The sequence below is a fragment of the Pseudomonas serbiensis genome (assembly GCF_030580745.1).
Classification (GTDB): domain Bacteria; phylum Pseudomonadota; class Gammaproteobacteria; order Pseudomonadales; family Pseudomonadaceae; genus Aquipseudomonas; species Aquipseudomonas serbiensis.
Genome location: NZ_JAUQOO010000004.1, coordinates 23,039 through 38,008 on the forward strand (window position 1 = coordinate 23,039; position 14,970 = coordinate 38,008).

Consider the following 14,970-nt stretch of genomic DNA (forward strand, 5'->3'; position numbering starts at 1 on the left):
GGGGGCTGTTAATAGCCTGCTTCGATAAGCCAGTTGTTTAACGATTCGCCGGTTGTGCGTAAAATGGCTGCCCTTTCCCCGAAGTCACCAGCGGATACCACCAGCATCATGGGCACCCTTTCAGTCAATCAGAACAAACTGCAGAAACGCCTGCGTCGGCTGGCCGGCGAAGCGGTTACCGACTTCAACATGATTGAAGATGGCGACAAGGTGATGGTCTGTCTCTCCGGTGGCAAGGACAGCTACACCATGCTCGACGTGCTGATGCACCTGCAGAAGGTCGCGCCGATCAAGTTCGAGATCGTAGCCGTGAACATGGACCAGAAGCAGCCGGGCTTTCCGGAGCATGTGCTGCCTGCCTATCTGGCCACTCTGGGCATCGAGTACCACATCGTCGAAAAAGACACCTATTCGGTGGTCAAGGAGCTGGTCCCGGAAGGCAAGACCACCTGCTCGCTGTGCTCGCGCCTGCGCCGCGGCACCTTGTACACCTTCGCCGATGAAATCGGTGCCACCAAAATGGCGCTGGGGCATCACCGCGACGATATCGTCGAAACCTTCTTTCTCAACATGTTCTTCAACGGTTCGCTCAAGGCCATGCCGCCCAAGCTGCGCTCCGACGATGGCCGCAACGTGGTGATTCGCCCGCTTGCCTACTGCCATGAGAAGGACATTCAGGCGTATTCGGACTTCAAGGAGTTCCCGATCATTCCATGCAACCTGTGCGGCTCGCAGGAAAACCTGCAACGTCAGGTGGTCAAGGAAATGCTCATCGAGTGGGAGCGCAAGACGCCCGGCCGTACCGAAAGCATCTTCCGCGCCTTGCAGAACGTCCATCCTTCGCAACTGGCCGACCGCAACCTGTTCGACTTCACCAGCCTGCGCATGGACGAGACCGCAGCCTCGCGGTTCGTCAATGTGGTGAATATCTGACCTGTCAGTGATTCACGGTAAACGCCAACATCGCTGAAAGCTGGCACATCGGTCGCCCGCTTTCGGCATGCCACTGATTGAAGGCGTCCTGCACGATGGCCTGATCACGCTTGCTGGTCGGTACTTTATCGACGATGTTCTGCGCGTTCAGGGCGGCCACTACATCCTGGCTCGGGATAAAGGTGTCCTTGCCCACCATGCGCAGGAAGCGTGGCGCTGAAAGCCCGCCCATCTGATTACCGTGCTTTGCCAGGTATTGCCACAGGCCGGTGATGTCATCGACTGGCCATTGGGCGATGAATTTGGCGAAGCTGCCGTGTTCCTGGGCAATATCCAGAATCAGTTGCGCATTGCGCGGCACGCTCTTGAGCTTGCCCAGGTGGCGAATGATGCGGGTGTCCTGCATCAGTCGCTCCAGATGATCGGCACCCATCAGCACGACCTTTTCTGGATCGAAGCGAAAGAAAACTTCCTCGAAAGCCGGCCATTTTGCATCTACCAGGCTGTGTTTCAAGCCAGCACGAAATACCCGCAGGGCCATGGTCGACAGATAGCGATCATCGCTGAAAGCCATCAGTTGTTTGGGCGTATGCGGCACCGGCAGCAGTGCTTCAAGTGCCTTGGCGGAGCCGAAACGGTTCAGGCAGTATTCGTTCAGCCATTTGTAATCGTGCATCGGTTCTCCATAAGCAGGTGGGATCAGTCACAAACAAAACTTGTGGGAGGCAGCTTGCTGGCGAAAAGGCCTGAAAATCGGCAGATATTCTGCGTCTGTACGTGAAGTCGCCAGCAAGCTGCCTCCCACAAAGTGATTTATGACCTTAACGGATAGGCATTATTTGGTCGGTGCGATCAAGTTGTGATTTCCACCTGACATACAACAACGCACTGATGAATACCGCCACACTGGCCAGCATTTCCAGCACGCCGAACAGCCAGCGGTTCGGGTCGAAGGCTGCCAGGGCGCCTTTGATGAAATACAGGTTGATGACAAAACAGGTCCAGGAGTGCCCTCGGGTTTTACCCAGTAGCATGCCGGGTGCCAGCAACAGCAAGGGCAACAGCTCGACGGCCAGGATCACATGGGGACGGGCGCCATGCAGGTCGGCGATAAACAGGTAATACACCGACAGCAGGGCGATCATGCCCAGAAAGCAGATCAGGCTAGCGGCCCGGCTGATGCGTACCCGTGGCTCCAGCCATTCCCTGGGTGGCAGCACTTTGGGCTTTTTAGCCACGGGGCGTCTCCAGTTGCAACGCGGTTTTTGCCAGACGCTGGCCAAGGGCGCGGCACAGTTCGGTTTCATGACGATCCAGCGGCCGCTTGCCGTCAGGCCCCGCATGATGGCTGGCGCCGTAAGGTGTGCCGCCACCGGCGGTTTCCAGCAGAGCGGCTTCGCTGTAAGGCAGGCCCATGACCAGCATGCCGTGATGCAGCAAGGGCAGCAGCATCGACATCAGGGTGGTTTCCTGGCCGCCATGCAGGCTGGCGGTGGAGGTGAACACGCTGGCCGGTTTGCCCACCAGGGCGCCGGTCAGCCAGAGGTTGCTGGTGCCGTCCAGAAAGTATTTGAGCGGCGCGGCCATGTTGCCGAAGCGGGTCGGGCTGCCCAGCGCCAGGCCGGAGCAGTTTTTCAGGTCGTCCAGCGTGGCATACAGCGCGCCGTTTTCCGGAATATCCGATGCTGTGGCTTCGCAGTCTGCAGAAACGGCGGGCACGGTGCGCAGGCGTGCTTCCATGCCGCCCATTTCAATGCCGCGAGCGATCTGGCGGGCCATCTCGCTGGTCGAACCGTTGCGGCTATAGAACAGAACCAGAATATAAGGCGTGCTCACGGCAATAGCTCCAGTATGTTTTCTGGAGGACGGCCGATGACGGCCTTGTCGCCAGCGACCAGGATTGGCCGTTCGATCAGTTTCGGATGGGAGGCCATGGCCGCGATCAGTTGCTCGTCGCTCAGGCTTGGGTCAGCCAGGTTCAGGGCCTTGTAGTCATCTTCGCCGCTGCGCAGCAATTGCCGTGCGCCAATGCCCAGCTTGCCCAGCAGCTCGCGCAATTGTGCGGCATCCGGTGGGGTTTCAAGATACAGAACGATGTCCGGAGTCAGGCCACGGGCCTGCAGCAGTTCCAGCGCACCGCGGGATTTCGAGCAGCGCGGGTTGTGATAAAGCTTCAGATCAGTCATTTGCAGGTCGCATCTTGCGTAGAGTGGCGCGTATTCTACCTGTGCGATGGCGCAGGTCGACATGATCAGGCGCATCTCGGTGAACCGTTTTATAGAGAAAGTCGAGGAAGGAAGCACAGATGGCGAGGCGATTGGCAGCGGTAGCGATGTTTGTCGGCAGTTTACTGTTGGGTGGCTGTGGCGCTGATCTGGGCACAGACCAGAACGGCCAGAAGGTTGCCAGCGAGCGTATCGACAACCATTGGCTGGTGATTAACTACTGGGCCGAATGGTGTGGTCCGTGCCGTACCGAGATTCCAGAGTTCAATCACTTGTCCGAAGAGCTCAAGGACAGGAAGGTCAGTGTGCTGGGCGTCAATTTCGACAACCTGCAGGGTGATGACCTGAAAAATGCCTCCAATGCCCTGGGGATCAAATTCACCGTGCTGGCCCAGGACCCGGCCGAGCGCTACAACCTGCCGCCTTCCGAAGCGCTGCCCGTGACCTACATCATCGACGACAAAGGCAAGATGCGTGCGCAGTTGCTGGGTGAGCAGACAGCCCAGGGCGTGACTGACAAGTTGAAGGCGTTACGCGGCGAGGGCTGACGTGTGGGAGCGAATTCATTCGCGAATGAATTCGCTCCCACAGGGTGTGGCTTGATCAGTCTTCAGGCCAGAACCGCAATGGCTTGCCTTCCGCAGGCCACAGGCGCAACTGCTCGATGGGGGAAATATCCCAGCGCTGCACTTTGCTCAGCTCTTTCAGGAAGCGCTGCTCCTGCTCCATCACAGGCGGTACGCACATTTTGCGGGTATTGCCGATGGGGCCGAAACTGATGGTCTGGCCTTGCAGGGTGTAGGGTGCGAACCAGTGGTTGCAGCCTGCATTGCCGTAGGCCCGGCCATCGGCACCCAGGGTCATGGTCAGCCGGCTGGAGTCGATCAGCGGACGTTCGCCGATCCACTCCAGTACATAGCTCTGATCCTGTTCGATGGGTTTGGGCTCAGTCGCACAGCCAGCCAGCAGGGCGCTACCGATCAGGCTCAGTACAGCCAGGTGTTTCATGCCGCTTTCTCCTGACACTTTCTGCATGTGTGTTTTTCACCTTCGGTCTTCCAGCCCAGCTCGGCGATGCGTGCAACGGCGGCGGGTTTCTGGGCCTTGGTGCCCAGCTTGCTCTCGACCATGAACTCGAAGTCCAGTTCGGCAGAGCAACTGTCGCAATTGACTTTCCATTGATGGATCGACAGTTCATCGAATGCCGGGCCATTGGCTACCGCGACCCATTGGCCGGGCGGGTTGATCAGGTGCCGGACTTTCTCAACGGCCAGGCGCATATAAAGGCTCTTGCTGCCCTTGATGGTCACCAGCAGTTGATCATTGTTGTGAATCGAGCCGCCGTTACCGGTGACTTGATAGCGGCCAGGCCCCAGCGTACGGCACTCGATGAGTGTGTGCTGCGGGTTGAGCATGCTGTAGCGGAAATCGTGTTCGACCATGGGTCCTCCAAATTGCCGCGCATCTTATCACGGCTGCGCCTGGACCCGGTTTTGCGCAGTACCTGCATTCCAGGCTGCAATGTTGTCCAGAGTTGTCCGGGCAATCGCGCCCAGTGCTTCCTGAGTCAGGAAGGCCTGATGGGCGGTGATGATGACATTGGGGAAGGTCAGCAGCCGCGCCAGCACATCGTCCTGCAAGGGCAGGTCCGAACGGTCGGCGAAGAACAGTTGCGCTTCCTCTTCATACACATCCAGCCCCAGATAACCCAGTTGCCCGGTCTTGAGCGCGTCGATCAGTGCGGGTGTTTCCACCAGCGCGCCCCGGCCGGTATTGATGAGCATGGCGCCGCGTTGCAGGGTCGCCAGGGATTGCTGGTTGATCATGTGGCGTGTCTGCTCGGTAAGCGGGCAATGCAGGCTGATGATCTGCGCCTGTTCAAGCAGGGCGGGCAGGCTCAGGTATTCGGCGCCCAGGGCCTGGACTTCCGGATTCGGGCAGGGATCGTAAGCCAGCAGCTTGCAACCGAAGCCTGACATGATCTTCGCGAAAGTTGCGCCGATCTGACCGGTGCCGACCACGCCGACCGTCTTGCCCACCAGGTCGAAACCGGTCAGGCCGTGCAGGCTGAAATCACCTTCGCGGGTGCGGTTGTAGGCACGATTCAGGTGGCGATTGAGGGCCAGGATCAAGGCCACCGCATGTTCGGCCACGGCATGGGGCGAATAGGCCGGAACCCGTACCACGCTGATGCCAAGGCGTTCTGCGGCAGACAGGTCCACATGGTTGTAGCCCGCAGAACGCAGGGCGACCAGCTTTGTACCGCCGGCTGCCAGACGCTCCAGCACCGGGGCGCTGAGGTCATCATTGATGAAGGCGCATACCACCGGGTAGTTGTTGGCCAGTGTGGCGGTTTCGAGGGTCAGGCGAGCCGGCTGGAAATGCACTTCAAGGCCTTCGGGCGCTTGAGCTGCCAGGAAGCTTTCCCGGTCGTAGGTCTGGCTGCTGAAAATCAGGGTGCGCAGGGTCATGGGTCTTCCTTGTAGAAACGAGTTTATTCGCTCTGTCTGCGTTAAATGTTGCCAGGTCAGTTCGTTGACTGTGGGAGGCAGCTTGCTGGCGACGGGGGCGTTGAAGCCGATAAAAATGTTTTGGCTTCACTGGCCCTGTCGCCAGCAAGCTGCCCCCACATCACTGAATTTCAGGCCGTGACACGTGCCTCGACGGCCAGTCGGGTAATGGCTTTATCCAGATCGTCCAGCGCATCGCCAGCCTGTGGTGCATCTTGCTTGAGCAGGGTTTCAGCGCGCTGACAGGCGGCGCGCAGTTGTGGCACGCCACAGTAGCGAGTGGCACCGTGCAGGCGATGGACGCGCTCGATGAGGCCTTGAATGTCTTCGGCGGCTCTGGCCAGCCGAATGGCTTCGCGGTCGGCATCCAGGGACGCGAGCAGCATGGCCAGCATGTCGGTGGCCAGATCGGGTTTGCCGGCTGCCAGACGCAGCCCTTCTTCATGATCGAGCACCAGCGGGCCGGTATGGCTCTGCTGAGTGTCGGACGGGCGTTCCGGCAGCGGAGTGCGCAAGGCCAGCCCGGTCCACTTGAGCACCACTTGGGCCAGTTGCCTTTCGCTGATCGGCTTGGTCAGGTAATCATCCATGCCGCTTTGCAACAGGGAGCGTTTTTCATTGGCCATGGCATGGGCGGTCAGGGCGACGATCGGCAGGGAAGTACACTGGCGCTCCAGTTCCCAGAGACGAATCGCCTCGGTGGCCTGACGCCCGTCCATGCCGGGCATCTGTACATCCATCAGCACCAGATCGAAGGTTTCAGTCTGGACGCAATGCAGCGCGGCATAGCCACTGTCGACCGCAACCACCAGAGCGCCCATGTCTTCAAGCAGGGTCTGTACCAGCAGCAGGTTGGCGGGGTTGTCGTCCACGCACAGGACTTTCGGCGGACGGCTGGCCAGCGGCTGGATAACGTCGGTGCGCACTACTTTCGGGGCAATCAGCTCCGACAAGGCTTTTTGCAGCTTGCGGGTACAGGCTGGCTTGGCCTGCAACTGGTTATAGACATCGGGCACCGACAACTGGAACAGCGCCTGTTCGGTGGTCGGGCACAACACCAGCACCTTGCAGCCAAGGTTTTCCAGGTCCCATATGTGCTGGCGCAAGCGCTCCGGCGGGATTTCATGGGCCGTCACGCCCAGCACGGCCAGATCGATTGCCGTCGGTGTCTGGTGGGCGGCGGTAACGCCGTTGAGCAGGTTTTCCAGATTGTTGAAGATCAGCGTTTCAAGCCCACAGTCTTCCAGTTGATGCTCCAGAGCCTGACGAGCAAGGTCGTGGTGCTCAAGCACCGCGGCCCGAACGCCTTCCAGCGGCTTGTGCAGCAGATCATCCACTTCGTCACGGGCTTTGGGCAGCGTCAGGGTGATCCAGAATTCCGAACCGATGCCCGGCGTGCTGTCCACGCCAATCTCGCCACCCATCTGTTCGATCAGGCGTTTGGAAATGACCAGCCCAAGGCCGGTGCCGCCCGGTTGCCGGGACAGCGAGTTGTCCGCCTGACTGAATGCCTGGAACAGAGCGCGTACATCCTGGCTGGACAAGCCGATGCCGGTGTCCTGAACGCTGATGCGCAACTGCGCGTGTTCTTCGGTTTCATCCTCGACCATGGCCCGGGCGACGATGGTGCCTTCGCGGGTGAACTTGATCGCGTTGCTGACCAGGTTGGTCAGGATCTGCTTGAGGCGCAGCGGGTCGCCGGACAGTGACAGTGGTGTGTCGCGGTAAACCAGGCTGACCAGTTCAAGCTGCTTGGCATGGGCCGCAGGCGCCAGGATGGTCATGGTGTCCTGCAACAGGTCCCGCAGGTTGAAAGGCACGTTTTCCAGAACCAGCTTGCCGGCCTCGATTTTGGAAAAGTCGAGAATCTCGTTGATGATGCTCAGCAGGCTGTCGGCCGACTTCTCGATGGTGTTCATGTAATCGCGCTGGCGCGGAGTCAGCTCGCTTTTTTGCAGCAGATGGGTGAAGCCCAGAATGCCGTTGAGCGGGGTACGGATTTCATGGCTCATGTTGGCCAGGAATTCGGATTTGATCCGGCTGGCCTCCAGCGCTTCCTTGCGCGCCAGATCCAGCTCTATGTTCTGGATCTCGATGGTTTCAAGGTTCTGCCTGACGTCTTCGGTGGCCTGATCGATGCTGTGCTGCAATTCTTCCTGAGCATTCTGCAGCGTCGAGGCCATGCGGTTGATGCCGGACGCGAGTACATCCAGCTCAGCGCTGCCCAGGGGCGGCACGCGGGTTTCGAGGTTGCCATCCTTGAGTTGCGACACCGCCTGCTTGATCTGGCTCAGGGGTTCATTGATGGTGCGGCCCATGCGTACTGCAACAATGGCGGTGAGTGCCAGGCCGAAGGCGATCAGCAGCGTACTCACGAAGAGGCTGCGATAGCCACGCAGCAAAGTGCCGTTGTGGGAAATTTCCAGTTCCACCCAACCCAGCAGCCGGTCGGCTTCGGCCGGGATGATTTCGCTGGTCAGGTGGCGTTGATTGCCAAAGACCGGCAGCAAATAGCGGGTTGCATCGTTGGCCGAGTTGTTGAGCAACTGGGTGCTGTTACCGATGGGGGCCGGGGCAATCATGCTCGGGCCGGCGTGTGCCAGAGTATTGCGCTCAGGGTCGAGAAAGGACACCGAGCGCACGTCTGCCTGTTCCAGCGTCTGGGAAGCGATGCGGCTCAGGAGTGTCTTGTCCTTGCGGCCCAGTGCGGGCGCGGACAGCGGGGCCAGCTCCTGGGCAATCATTTCACCGCGTTGCAGCAGTTGACCCTGCAACTCGTGAAGCTGCATCACGGTGAAGTAGCTGCCCATCATCAGCGCGATCAAACTGGCCGGCAAAATAGTCAGCAGTAATACGCGGCCTTTTATACCCAGTTTGGTCAGCACAGCTTTCTCCAGATATTCAGAATCAGTCCGTCGATATCGGTTCAGCGCAGTCTAGCTGCTGACCCTGTAACGCATATTACATGCCGATACGTTCTTGGGGTTGCGGGAAGTCAAGGCTTGAGAGACAGAAGCCAAAAAACACCACTTATTCCTTTTGGTGATAAGAAGCGCACTTTGCGTGATATGGGCTTTGGGCGTTTGCCGTTATGATAGTGCCCCCCGCAGTCTGGATCGCGAATACGCCATGACCTTGCAGTATCAAACCATTGCCGATTGCGTCGGCAACACCCCGCTTGTGCGCCTGCAACGCATCGCGGGTAATACCAGCAATACCCTCCTGTTGAAGCTCGAAGGTAACAACCCGGCTGGCTCGGTAAAAGACCGCCCGGCGCTGTCGATGATTACCCGTGCCGAATTGCGCGGCCAGATCCACGCGGGTGACACCCTGATCGAAGCCACTTCCGGCAATACCGGCATCGCTCTGGCCATGGCCGCGGCGATCAAGGGTTACCGCATGATCCTGATCATGCCCGACAACTCCAGTGCTGAGCGCAAGGCCGCGATGACGGCTTATGGCGCAGAACTCATTCTGGTCAGCAAGGAAGAGGGCATGGAAGGCGCCCGCGATCTGGCTGAACGCATGCAGGCCGAAGGCCGTGGCAAGGTGCTCGATCAATTCGCCAACGGTGACAACCCTGAGGCGCATTACACCAGTACCGGCCCGGAAATCTGGCAGCAGACCGGTGGAACCATTACCCATTTCGTCAGTTCCATGGGCACCACGGGGACCATCATGGGTACCTCGCGCTACCTCAAGGAGCAGAACCCCGACGTGCAGATCGTCGGCCTGCAACCCATGGAAGGCGCTGCGATCCCCGGCATCCGCCGCTGGCCTCACGAATATCTGCCGCGCATCTATCAGGCTGATCGTGTCGATCGCATCATCGACATGGCCCAGCTTGAAGCCGAAGACACCATGCGCCGACTGGCCCGCGAGGAAGGCATCTTCTGTGGCGTTTCGTCCGGTGGTGCTGTGGCTGGCATGTTGCGCCTGTCTCTTGAAGTCGAAAATGCGGTCATGGTCGCAATCATCTGTGACCGTGGCGACCGTTACCTGTCGACCGGCGTCTACGACGCGCCCAACTGATGGCCAGGCAACCAAGAGGGCTGCGCTTCCAACCCGCTGGAGGCGTCAAGGCTGCGCAGATCCCTGCTGGCAAGAAACAGCGGCTGACCATCGAGCGCCTTTCCAGCGACGGACGCGGTATCGCCTTTCTCGACGGCAAGACCTGGTTTGTCGCGGGTAGCCTGGCGGGAGAGGAGGTCGAGGCGCGGGTGCTCAATGCCCATGGCAAGATTGTCGAAGCGCGCACCGAGCGAGTCTTGCAGGCCAGTGCCATGCGCCGTCCTGCGGCGTGCAAGCATTTTGGCCGTTGTGGTGGTTGCAGCGTGCAGCATGTGCCCCATGACGAGCAGCTTGCCCTGAAACAGCGCATGCTGGCCGAGCAGTTGCAGCGGGTCGCCAGTGTCGAGCCGGACGAATGGGCCGCTCCACTTGCCGGTTCCGAGCTGGCCTACCGTCGTCGTGCGCGTATCGCCGTGCGCTGGGATGCCAAGGCCAGACGGCTGGATGTGGGCTTTCGTGCGGCAGCCAGTCAGGACATCGTCAGCATCGAGCATTGCCCGGTGCTGGTACAGGCCTTGCAACCGATCATGACGCAACTGCCTGCCTTGTTGAAAAGCTTCATCAAACCTCAGTCGCTGGGTCACGTTGAATTGTTCAGCGGCTCTTCCATTGCCGTGTTGCTGCGTCACACCGCGCCTCTGGCCGAGGGTGATCTGGCCATGCTGCAAGGGTTCTGCAAGGAGCATGACGCGCAACTCTGGCTGCATGGCGAAGGCGAGCCGCAACCGGCAGACCCGGAACAGGCATTGGGCTATCATCTTGATCCATGGAATCTGCAGTTGGCCTGGAGGCCGGGGGATTTCATTCAGGTCAACGCGGCGGTGAATACCGCGATGATCGAGCAGGCCTTGCAGTGGCTGGCACCCAAGGCTGACGAGCGAGTGATGGATCTGTTCTGTGGCCTGGGCAACTTTGCCCTGCCGCTGGCCGGGATGGCGCAGGAGGTGGTTGCGGTCGAGGGGGTTGCGACCATGGTCGAGCGTGCCTCTGCCAATGCAATGAGTAATGATCTGCACAATGTCAGTTTTTTTCAGGCGGATCTTTCCCAGCCGCTGACACAAGCAAGCTGGGCCGCTGACGGGTTTTCTGCGGTACTCTTGGACCCACCGCGCGACGGGGCTTTTGAAGTGGTGCGCCAGATCAGGAAATCAGGCGCCAAACGGTTGGTTTATGTTTCATGCAACCCGGCAACTTTGGCTCGCGACACGGTCGAATTGGTCAATCAGGGCTACCGATTAAAACGTGCCGGAATTCTCGATATGTTTCCACAGACGGCCCATGTCGAGGCGATGGCTTTATTTGAAGCGAGTAAGTGAGCAGCGGTTCATTGGATCGAGTCAGCTGCTGACAGGGAATCTCGTTTAATCCGACTGGCCCGCGAATGCCGGTCCTTGCTTGCCCGGCAAGTGGCATTCGCTCAAGAAGGCTGGCGACTGATGGCGCTATTCATCGCGCCGTAGGGAAGGTAAGCAGCATGGTACAGGTGAGAGCGCACCAGCCGATAAACACAGACGGCAGTATCAACCTCGACGCATGGCTTGATCATATTGTCAGCGTCGATCTGGTCCTGGACCGGGAGGCCATGAAAGAGGCCTGCGAATTTGCCCGGCAAGCCGAGCAGAAGGACAACGCTTTAAAGAATCATTGGGCAGACGGTACTTCCAGTTTCCAGACCGGTCTGGAAATTGCGGAAATCCTGGCTGACCTCAAGCTCGATCAGGATTCCCTGATCGCAGCCGTCATCTATCGGGGTGTGCGCGAAGGCGTGATTCCCTTGCAGGATGTCGAACAGCGATTTGGCTCGACGGTCGCCAAGCTGATTGATGGCGTACTGCGCATGGCGGCGATCAGTGCCAGCCTCAGCCCTCGCCAGTCTCTGGTGCTGGGCAGTCAGGCGCAGGTGGAAAACCTGCGCAAGATGCTGGTGGCGATGGTCGATGACGTGCGCGTGGCCCTGATCAAGCTGGCCGAGCGTACCTGTGCGATTCGTGCGGTAAAGAATGCCGACGACGAAAAACGCAACCGCGTGGCCCGTGAAGTCTTCGACATTTATGCGCCTCTGGCCCATCGACTGGGCATCGGTCATATCAAGTGGGAGCTGGAAGACCTGTCTTTCCGCTACCTTGAGCCTGAGCAATACAAGCAGATCGCCAAGCTTTTGCATGAGCGGCGCCTGGATCGTGAGCGCTTCATCAGCGATGTGATGTCGCAACTGGAAAACGAACTGCTGGCCACCGGCGTCAAGGCCGACATCAGCGGGCGTGCCAAACACATCTATTCCATCTGGCGCAAAATGCAGCGCAAGGGCCTGGCTTTCAGCCAGATCTATGACGTGCGTGCCGTTCGGGTGTTGGTCCCGGAAATGCGCGACTGCTACACCGCGCTGGGGATCGTGCATACCTTGTGGCGACACATTCCCAAGGAGTTCGACGATTACATCGCCAACCCCAAGGAAAACGGCTATCGCTCGTTGCACACCGCCGTCATCGGGCCGGAAGGCAAGGTGCTGGAAGTCCAGATCCGCACGCATTCCATGCACGAAGAGGCCGAACTGGGTGTTTGTGCGCACTGGCGCTACAAGGGCACCGACGTCAAATCCGGCTCCAATCACTACGAAGAGAAAATCTCCTGGCTGCGTCAGGTGCTGGAATGGCACGAAGAGCTGGGGGATATCGGCGGTCTGGCGGAGCAGTTACGGGTCGATATCGAGCCGGATCGCGTTTACGTCTTCACCCCGGATGGCCACGCCATCGACCTGCCCAAGGGCTCGACACCGCTGGACTTCGCTTATCGGGTACACACCGAGATCGGCCACAACTGCCGTGGCGCGAAGATCAATGGCCGGATCGTGCCGCTCAACTACAGCCTGCAGACCGGTGAGCAGGTCGAGATCATCACTAGCAAGCACGGGACCCCGAGCCGCGACTGGCTGAACTCGAACCTGGGTTACATCACCACGTCGCGGGCGCGGGCCAAGATTGTCCATTGGTTCAAGTTGCAGGCCCGTGACCAGAACGTTGCGGCGGGTAGAACCCTGCTTGAGCGCGAGCTGGCACGTCTGGCGCTGTCGCTGGTGGATTTCGAGAAGCTGGCGGACAAGGCCAACTACAAGACGGCCGAAGACATGTTCGCCGCCCTCGGTGCAGGCGACTTGCGTCTGGCGCAACTGGTCAACCTTGCCCAGCAGCAGGTCGAGCCTGAGCGTATCAACGATGTGGAGCTGATTCCGCGCAAGGCCACCGGCTACAAGCCGGGCAAGCGCGGCGACATTCAGATCCAGGGCGTCGGCAACCTGATGACGCAAATGGCCGGCTGCTGCCAGCCGCTGCCGGGGGACGCCATTGTCGGCTATATCACCCAGGGCCGCGGCGTGAGCATCCACCGTCAGGATTGTGCGTCGGTGCTGCAACTGAGCAGCCGCGAACCCGAGCGAATCATTCAGGTCAGCTGGGGGCCAGTGCCGGTGCTCACCTATCCGGTGGACATCATCATCCGCGCTTACGACCGCTCCGGGCTGCTGCGTGACGTCACCCAGGTCCTGCTCAACGAGCGGATCAACGTTCTGGCTGTCAACACCCGCTCGAACAAGGAAGACAACACCGCACTCATGTCACTGACCATCGAGATTCCGGGGCTGGATGCATTGGGTCGATTGCTGGGGCGTATTGCCCAGTTGCCGAACATCATCGAGACACGGCGCAACAGGACGCCTTGATAAGCCTTCGCGAATGAATTCGCTCCTACCGTAGGAGCGAATTCATTCGCGAACCAGCCAGACACGGACCCCCATGTATTCAATCACCGATCTGCTCAATCTCATGTCCCGTCTGCGCGACCCGCAATACGGTTGTCCGTGGGATCTGAAGCAGACTTACGCCAGTATCGTGCCTCATACGCTGGAAGAAGCTTATGAAGTGGCCGATGCCATCGAGCAGGGCGATTTCGATCATCTTCCCGGTGAGTTGGGAGACCTGCTGTTTCAGGTGGTCTTCTATGCCCAGTTGGCGAAAGAGGAGGGCCGTTTCGAGTTTGAGGGTGTTGTAGACGGCATCGTCCGCAAGTTGCTGCGACGTCATCCCCATGTGTTCCCGACCGGCGAGCTGTATGCGCCGCTGGAAACACCGCGCCTGACCGACGAAGAGGTCAATCGGCGCTGGGATGAGATCAAGGCTCAGGAGCGCGCCGAGAAGGCGGGTGCGCCCGAGCAGCTTTCGTTGCTCGACGATGTGCCCACGGCTTTGCCGGCGCTGTCCCGTGCGGTCAAACTGCAAAAGCGTGCTGCTCAGGTCGGTTTCGACTGGCCCGCCGCCTTGCCGGTGGTCGACAAGATTCGTGAAGAGCTCGATGAAGTACTTGAAGCCATGGCCGAGGACGACGCCCAGGGCATGGTCGAGGAAGTCGGCGATTTGCTGTTTGTGGTCGTCAATCTGGCCCGGCATCTTAAAGTTGACCCGGAAACTGCGCTACGCTCGGCCAATGGCAAATTCGACAGGCGCTTCCGATTTATTGAACAGGCATTGCATCATGCCGGGCGTCCCATCGAAGAGTGCTCTCTCGAAGAAATGGACGCTCTGTGGGGCGAAGCCAAACGTCAGGAAAAGAACGCGCCCGGCTGCGGCTGAGCGTGTGGTATCTGCATAAGCGAGTAGACAATGAGCCTTTCCCTTCGCGACCAGTTGCTCAAGGCAGGTCTGGTCAACCAAAAGCAGGCCAAGCAGGTCGGCAAAGAAAAGCAGAAAGAACAGCGTCTGGCGCACAAGGGCCAGATTCAGATCGACGACTCGCAAAAGCGTGCGGCCCAAGAGGCTCAGGCCGAAAAGGCCAGGCGCGACCAGGAGCTCAATCGTCAGCAGCAGGAGAAGGCCGAGGCCAAGGCCCGCACCGCGCAGATCAAGCAATTGATCGAAGTCTCGCGTCTGCCCAAGCTGACCACCGAGGATTACTACAACTTCGTCGATGACAAGAAGGTCAAGCGTATCTCGGTCAACGCCCTGATGCGCAACAAGCTGAGCAGCGGCTCGCTGGCCATCGTGCATCATGGCGGTGGTTACGAAATCATCCCCCGTGAAGCGGCTTTGAAGATTCAGGAGCGCGATCCGCGTCGTATCGTGTTGCTCAACACGCCAACCGAAGCCCCGGATGCCGACGATCCGTACGCGGCTTATCAGGTACCTGACGACCTGATGTGGTAAGGAACAAAACCCGCTTTTAGCGGGTTTTGTTTTTCTCTC

15 protein-coding genes are annotated in these 14,970 nt (G+C 59.4%); 7 read left to right on the forward strand and 8 right to left on the reverse strand.

Features of this window, described 5'->3' with window-relative positions:
* Nucleotides 1–108: 108 nt before the first annotated feature.
* Nucleotides 109–933 carry a tRNA 2-thiocytidine(32) synthetase TtcA gene (gene ttcA / locus Q6A51_RS06690; RefSeq protein WP_025261351.1) on the forward strand — a complete coding sequence of 275 codons (825 nt, stop codon included), beginning with the start codon at nt 109–111 and terminating at the stop codon, nt 931–933.
* A 4-nt stretch (nt 934–937) separates the two neighbouring features.
* On the opposite strand, the gene Q6A51_RS06695 is transcribed toward ttcA, so the two are convergent.
* The 4 genes from Q6A51_RS06695 to arsC all read right to left on the reverse strand — a co-directional run bounded on the left by Q6A51_RS06695 (nt 938) and on the right by arsC (nt 3,119).
* Nucleotides 938–1,609: a DNA-3-methyladenine glycosylase I gene (locus tag Q6A51_RS06695; RefSeq protein WP_304574399.1), complete on the reverse strand. Its 672-nt coding sequence runs from the start codon at nt 1,607–1,609 to the stop codon at nt 938–940.
* Between the two features lie 145 nt (nt 1,610–1,754).
* A complete protein-coding gene (locus Q6A51_RS06700) occupies nt 1,755–2,171 on the reverse strand; it encodes a DUF2069 domain-containing protein (protein WP_304574400.1) in 417 nt (138 codons plus the stop codon).
* Nucleotides 2,164–2,769 carry an NAD(P)H:quinone oxidoreductase gene (gene wrbA, locus Q6A51_RS06705; RefSeq protein WP_201017261.1) on the reverse strand — a complete coding sequence of 202 codons (606 nt, stop codon included), beginning with the start codon at nt 2,767–2,769 and terminating at the stop codon, nt 2,164–2,166. The genes Q6A51_RS06700 and wrbA overlap by 8 nt, the downstream gene beginning before the upstream one ends.
* Nucleotides 2,766–3,119: an arsenate reductase (glutaredoxin) gene (gene arsC / locus Q6A51_RS06710; protein WP_200999983.1), complete on the reverse strand. Its 354-nt coding sequence runs from the start codon at nt 3,117–3,119 to the stop codon at nt 2,766–2,768. The genes wrbA and arsC overlap by 4 nt, the downstream gene beginning before the upstream one ends.
* A gap of 119 nt (nt 3,120–3,238) precedes the next feature.
* Here arsC and Q6A51_RS06715 point away from each other — a divergent pair, with 119 nt between their 5' ends.
* Complete coding sequence (locus Q6A51_RS06715; RefSeq protein WP_201017260.1) at nt 3,239–3,706, forward strand: TlpA disulfide reductase family protein; 468 nt, start codon at nt 3,239–3,241, stop codon at nt 3,704–3,706.
* A 55-nt stretch (nt 3,707–3,761) separates the two neighbouring features.
* On the opposite strand, the gene Q6A51_RS06720 is transcribed toward Q6A51_RS06715, so the two are convergent.
* From Q6A51_RS06720 to Q6A51_RS06735, 4 genes are all read right to left on the reverse strand, one after another.
* Nucleotides 3,762–4,166 (reverse strand): META domain-containing protein, encoded by a 405-nt coding sequence (locus tag Q6A51_RS06720; RefSeq protein ID WP_201017259.1) that lies wholly within the window; start codon nt 4,164–4,166, stop codon nt 3,762–3,764.
* On the reverse strand, nt 4,163–4,600 hold the full coding sequence (locus tag Q6A51_RS06725) for a hypothetical protein (protein WP_200999980.1): 438 nt from the start codon (nt 4,598–4,600) through the stop codon (nt 4,163–4,165). Before Q6A51_RS06725 ends, Q6A51_RS06720 begins: the two co-directional genes overlap by 4 nt.
* A gap of 27 nt (nt 4,601–4,627) precedes the next feature.
* Entirely contained in the window at nt 4,628–5,623 is a 996-nt protein-coding gene (locus tag Q6A51_RS06730; protein WP_201017517.1) for a 2-hydroxyacid dehydrogenase, read from the reverse strand.
* 176 nt (nt 5,624–5,799) lie between these two features.
* Nucleotides 5,800–8,553: a response regulator gene (locus Q6A51_RS06735; protein ID WP_201017258.1), complete on the reverse strand. Its 2,754-nt coding sequence runs from the start codon at nt 8,551–8,553 to the stop codon at nt 5,800–5,802.
* 244 nt (nt 8,554–8,797) lie between these two features.
* On the opposite strand from Q6A51_RS06735, the gene cysM reads away from it, so the two are divergent.
* The 5 genes from cysM to Q6A51_RS06760 all read left to right on the forward strand — a co-directional run bounded on the left by cysM (nt 8,798) and on the right by Q6A51_RS06760 (nt 14,931).
* On the forward strand, nt 8,798–9,700 hold the full coding sequence (cysM, locus tag Q6A51_RS06740) for a cysteine synthase CysM (protein WP_200999978.1): 903 nt from the start codon (nt 8,798–8,800) through the stop codon (nt 9,698–9,700).
* A complete protein-coding gene (gene rlmD, locus Q6A51_RS06745; RefSeq protein ID WP_201017257.1) occupies nt 9,700–11,055 on the forward strand; it encodes a 23S rRNA (uracil(1939)-C(5))-methyltransferase RlmD in 1,356 nt (451 codons plus the stop codon). The genes cysM and rlmD overlap by 1 nt, the downstream gene beginning before the upstream one ends.
* 158 nt (nt 11,056–11,213) lie before the next feature.
* Entirely contained in the window at nt 11,214–13,454 is a 2,241-nt protein-coding gene (gene relA / locus Q6A51_RS06750) for a GTP diphosphokinase (protein WP_201017256.1), read from the forward strand.
* A gap of 73 nt (nt 13,455–13,527) precedes the next feature.
* A complete protein-coding gene (gene mazG / locus Q6A51_RS06755) occupies nt 13,528–14,361 on the forward strand; it encodes a nucleoside triphosphate pyrophosphohydrolase (protein WP_304574401.1) in 834 nt (277 codons plus the stop codon).
* Nucleotides 14,362–14,391: 30 nt separating this feature from the next.
* Nucleotides 14,392–14,931 (forward strand): DUF2058 domain-containing protein, encoded by a 540-nt coding sequence (locus Q6A51_RS06760; protein ID WP_201017254.1) that lies wholly within the window; start codon nt 14,392–14,394, stop codon nt 14,929–14,931.
* The last annotated feature ends 39 nt before the right edge of the window (nt 14,932–14,970 follow it).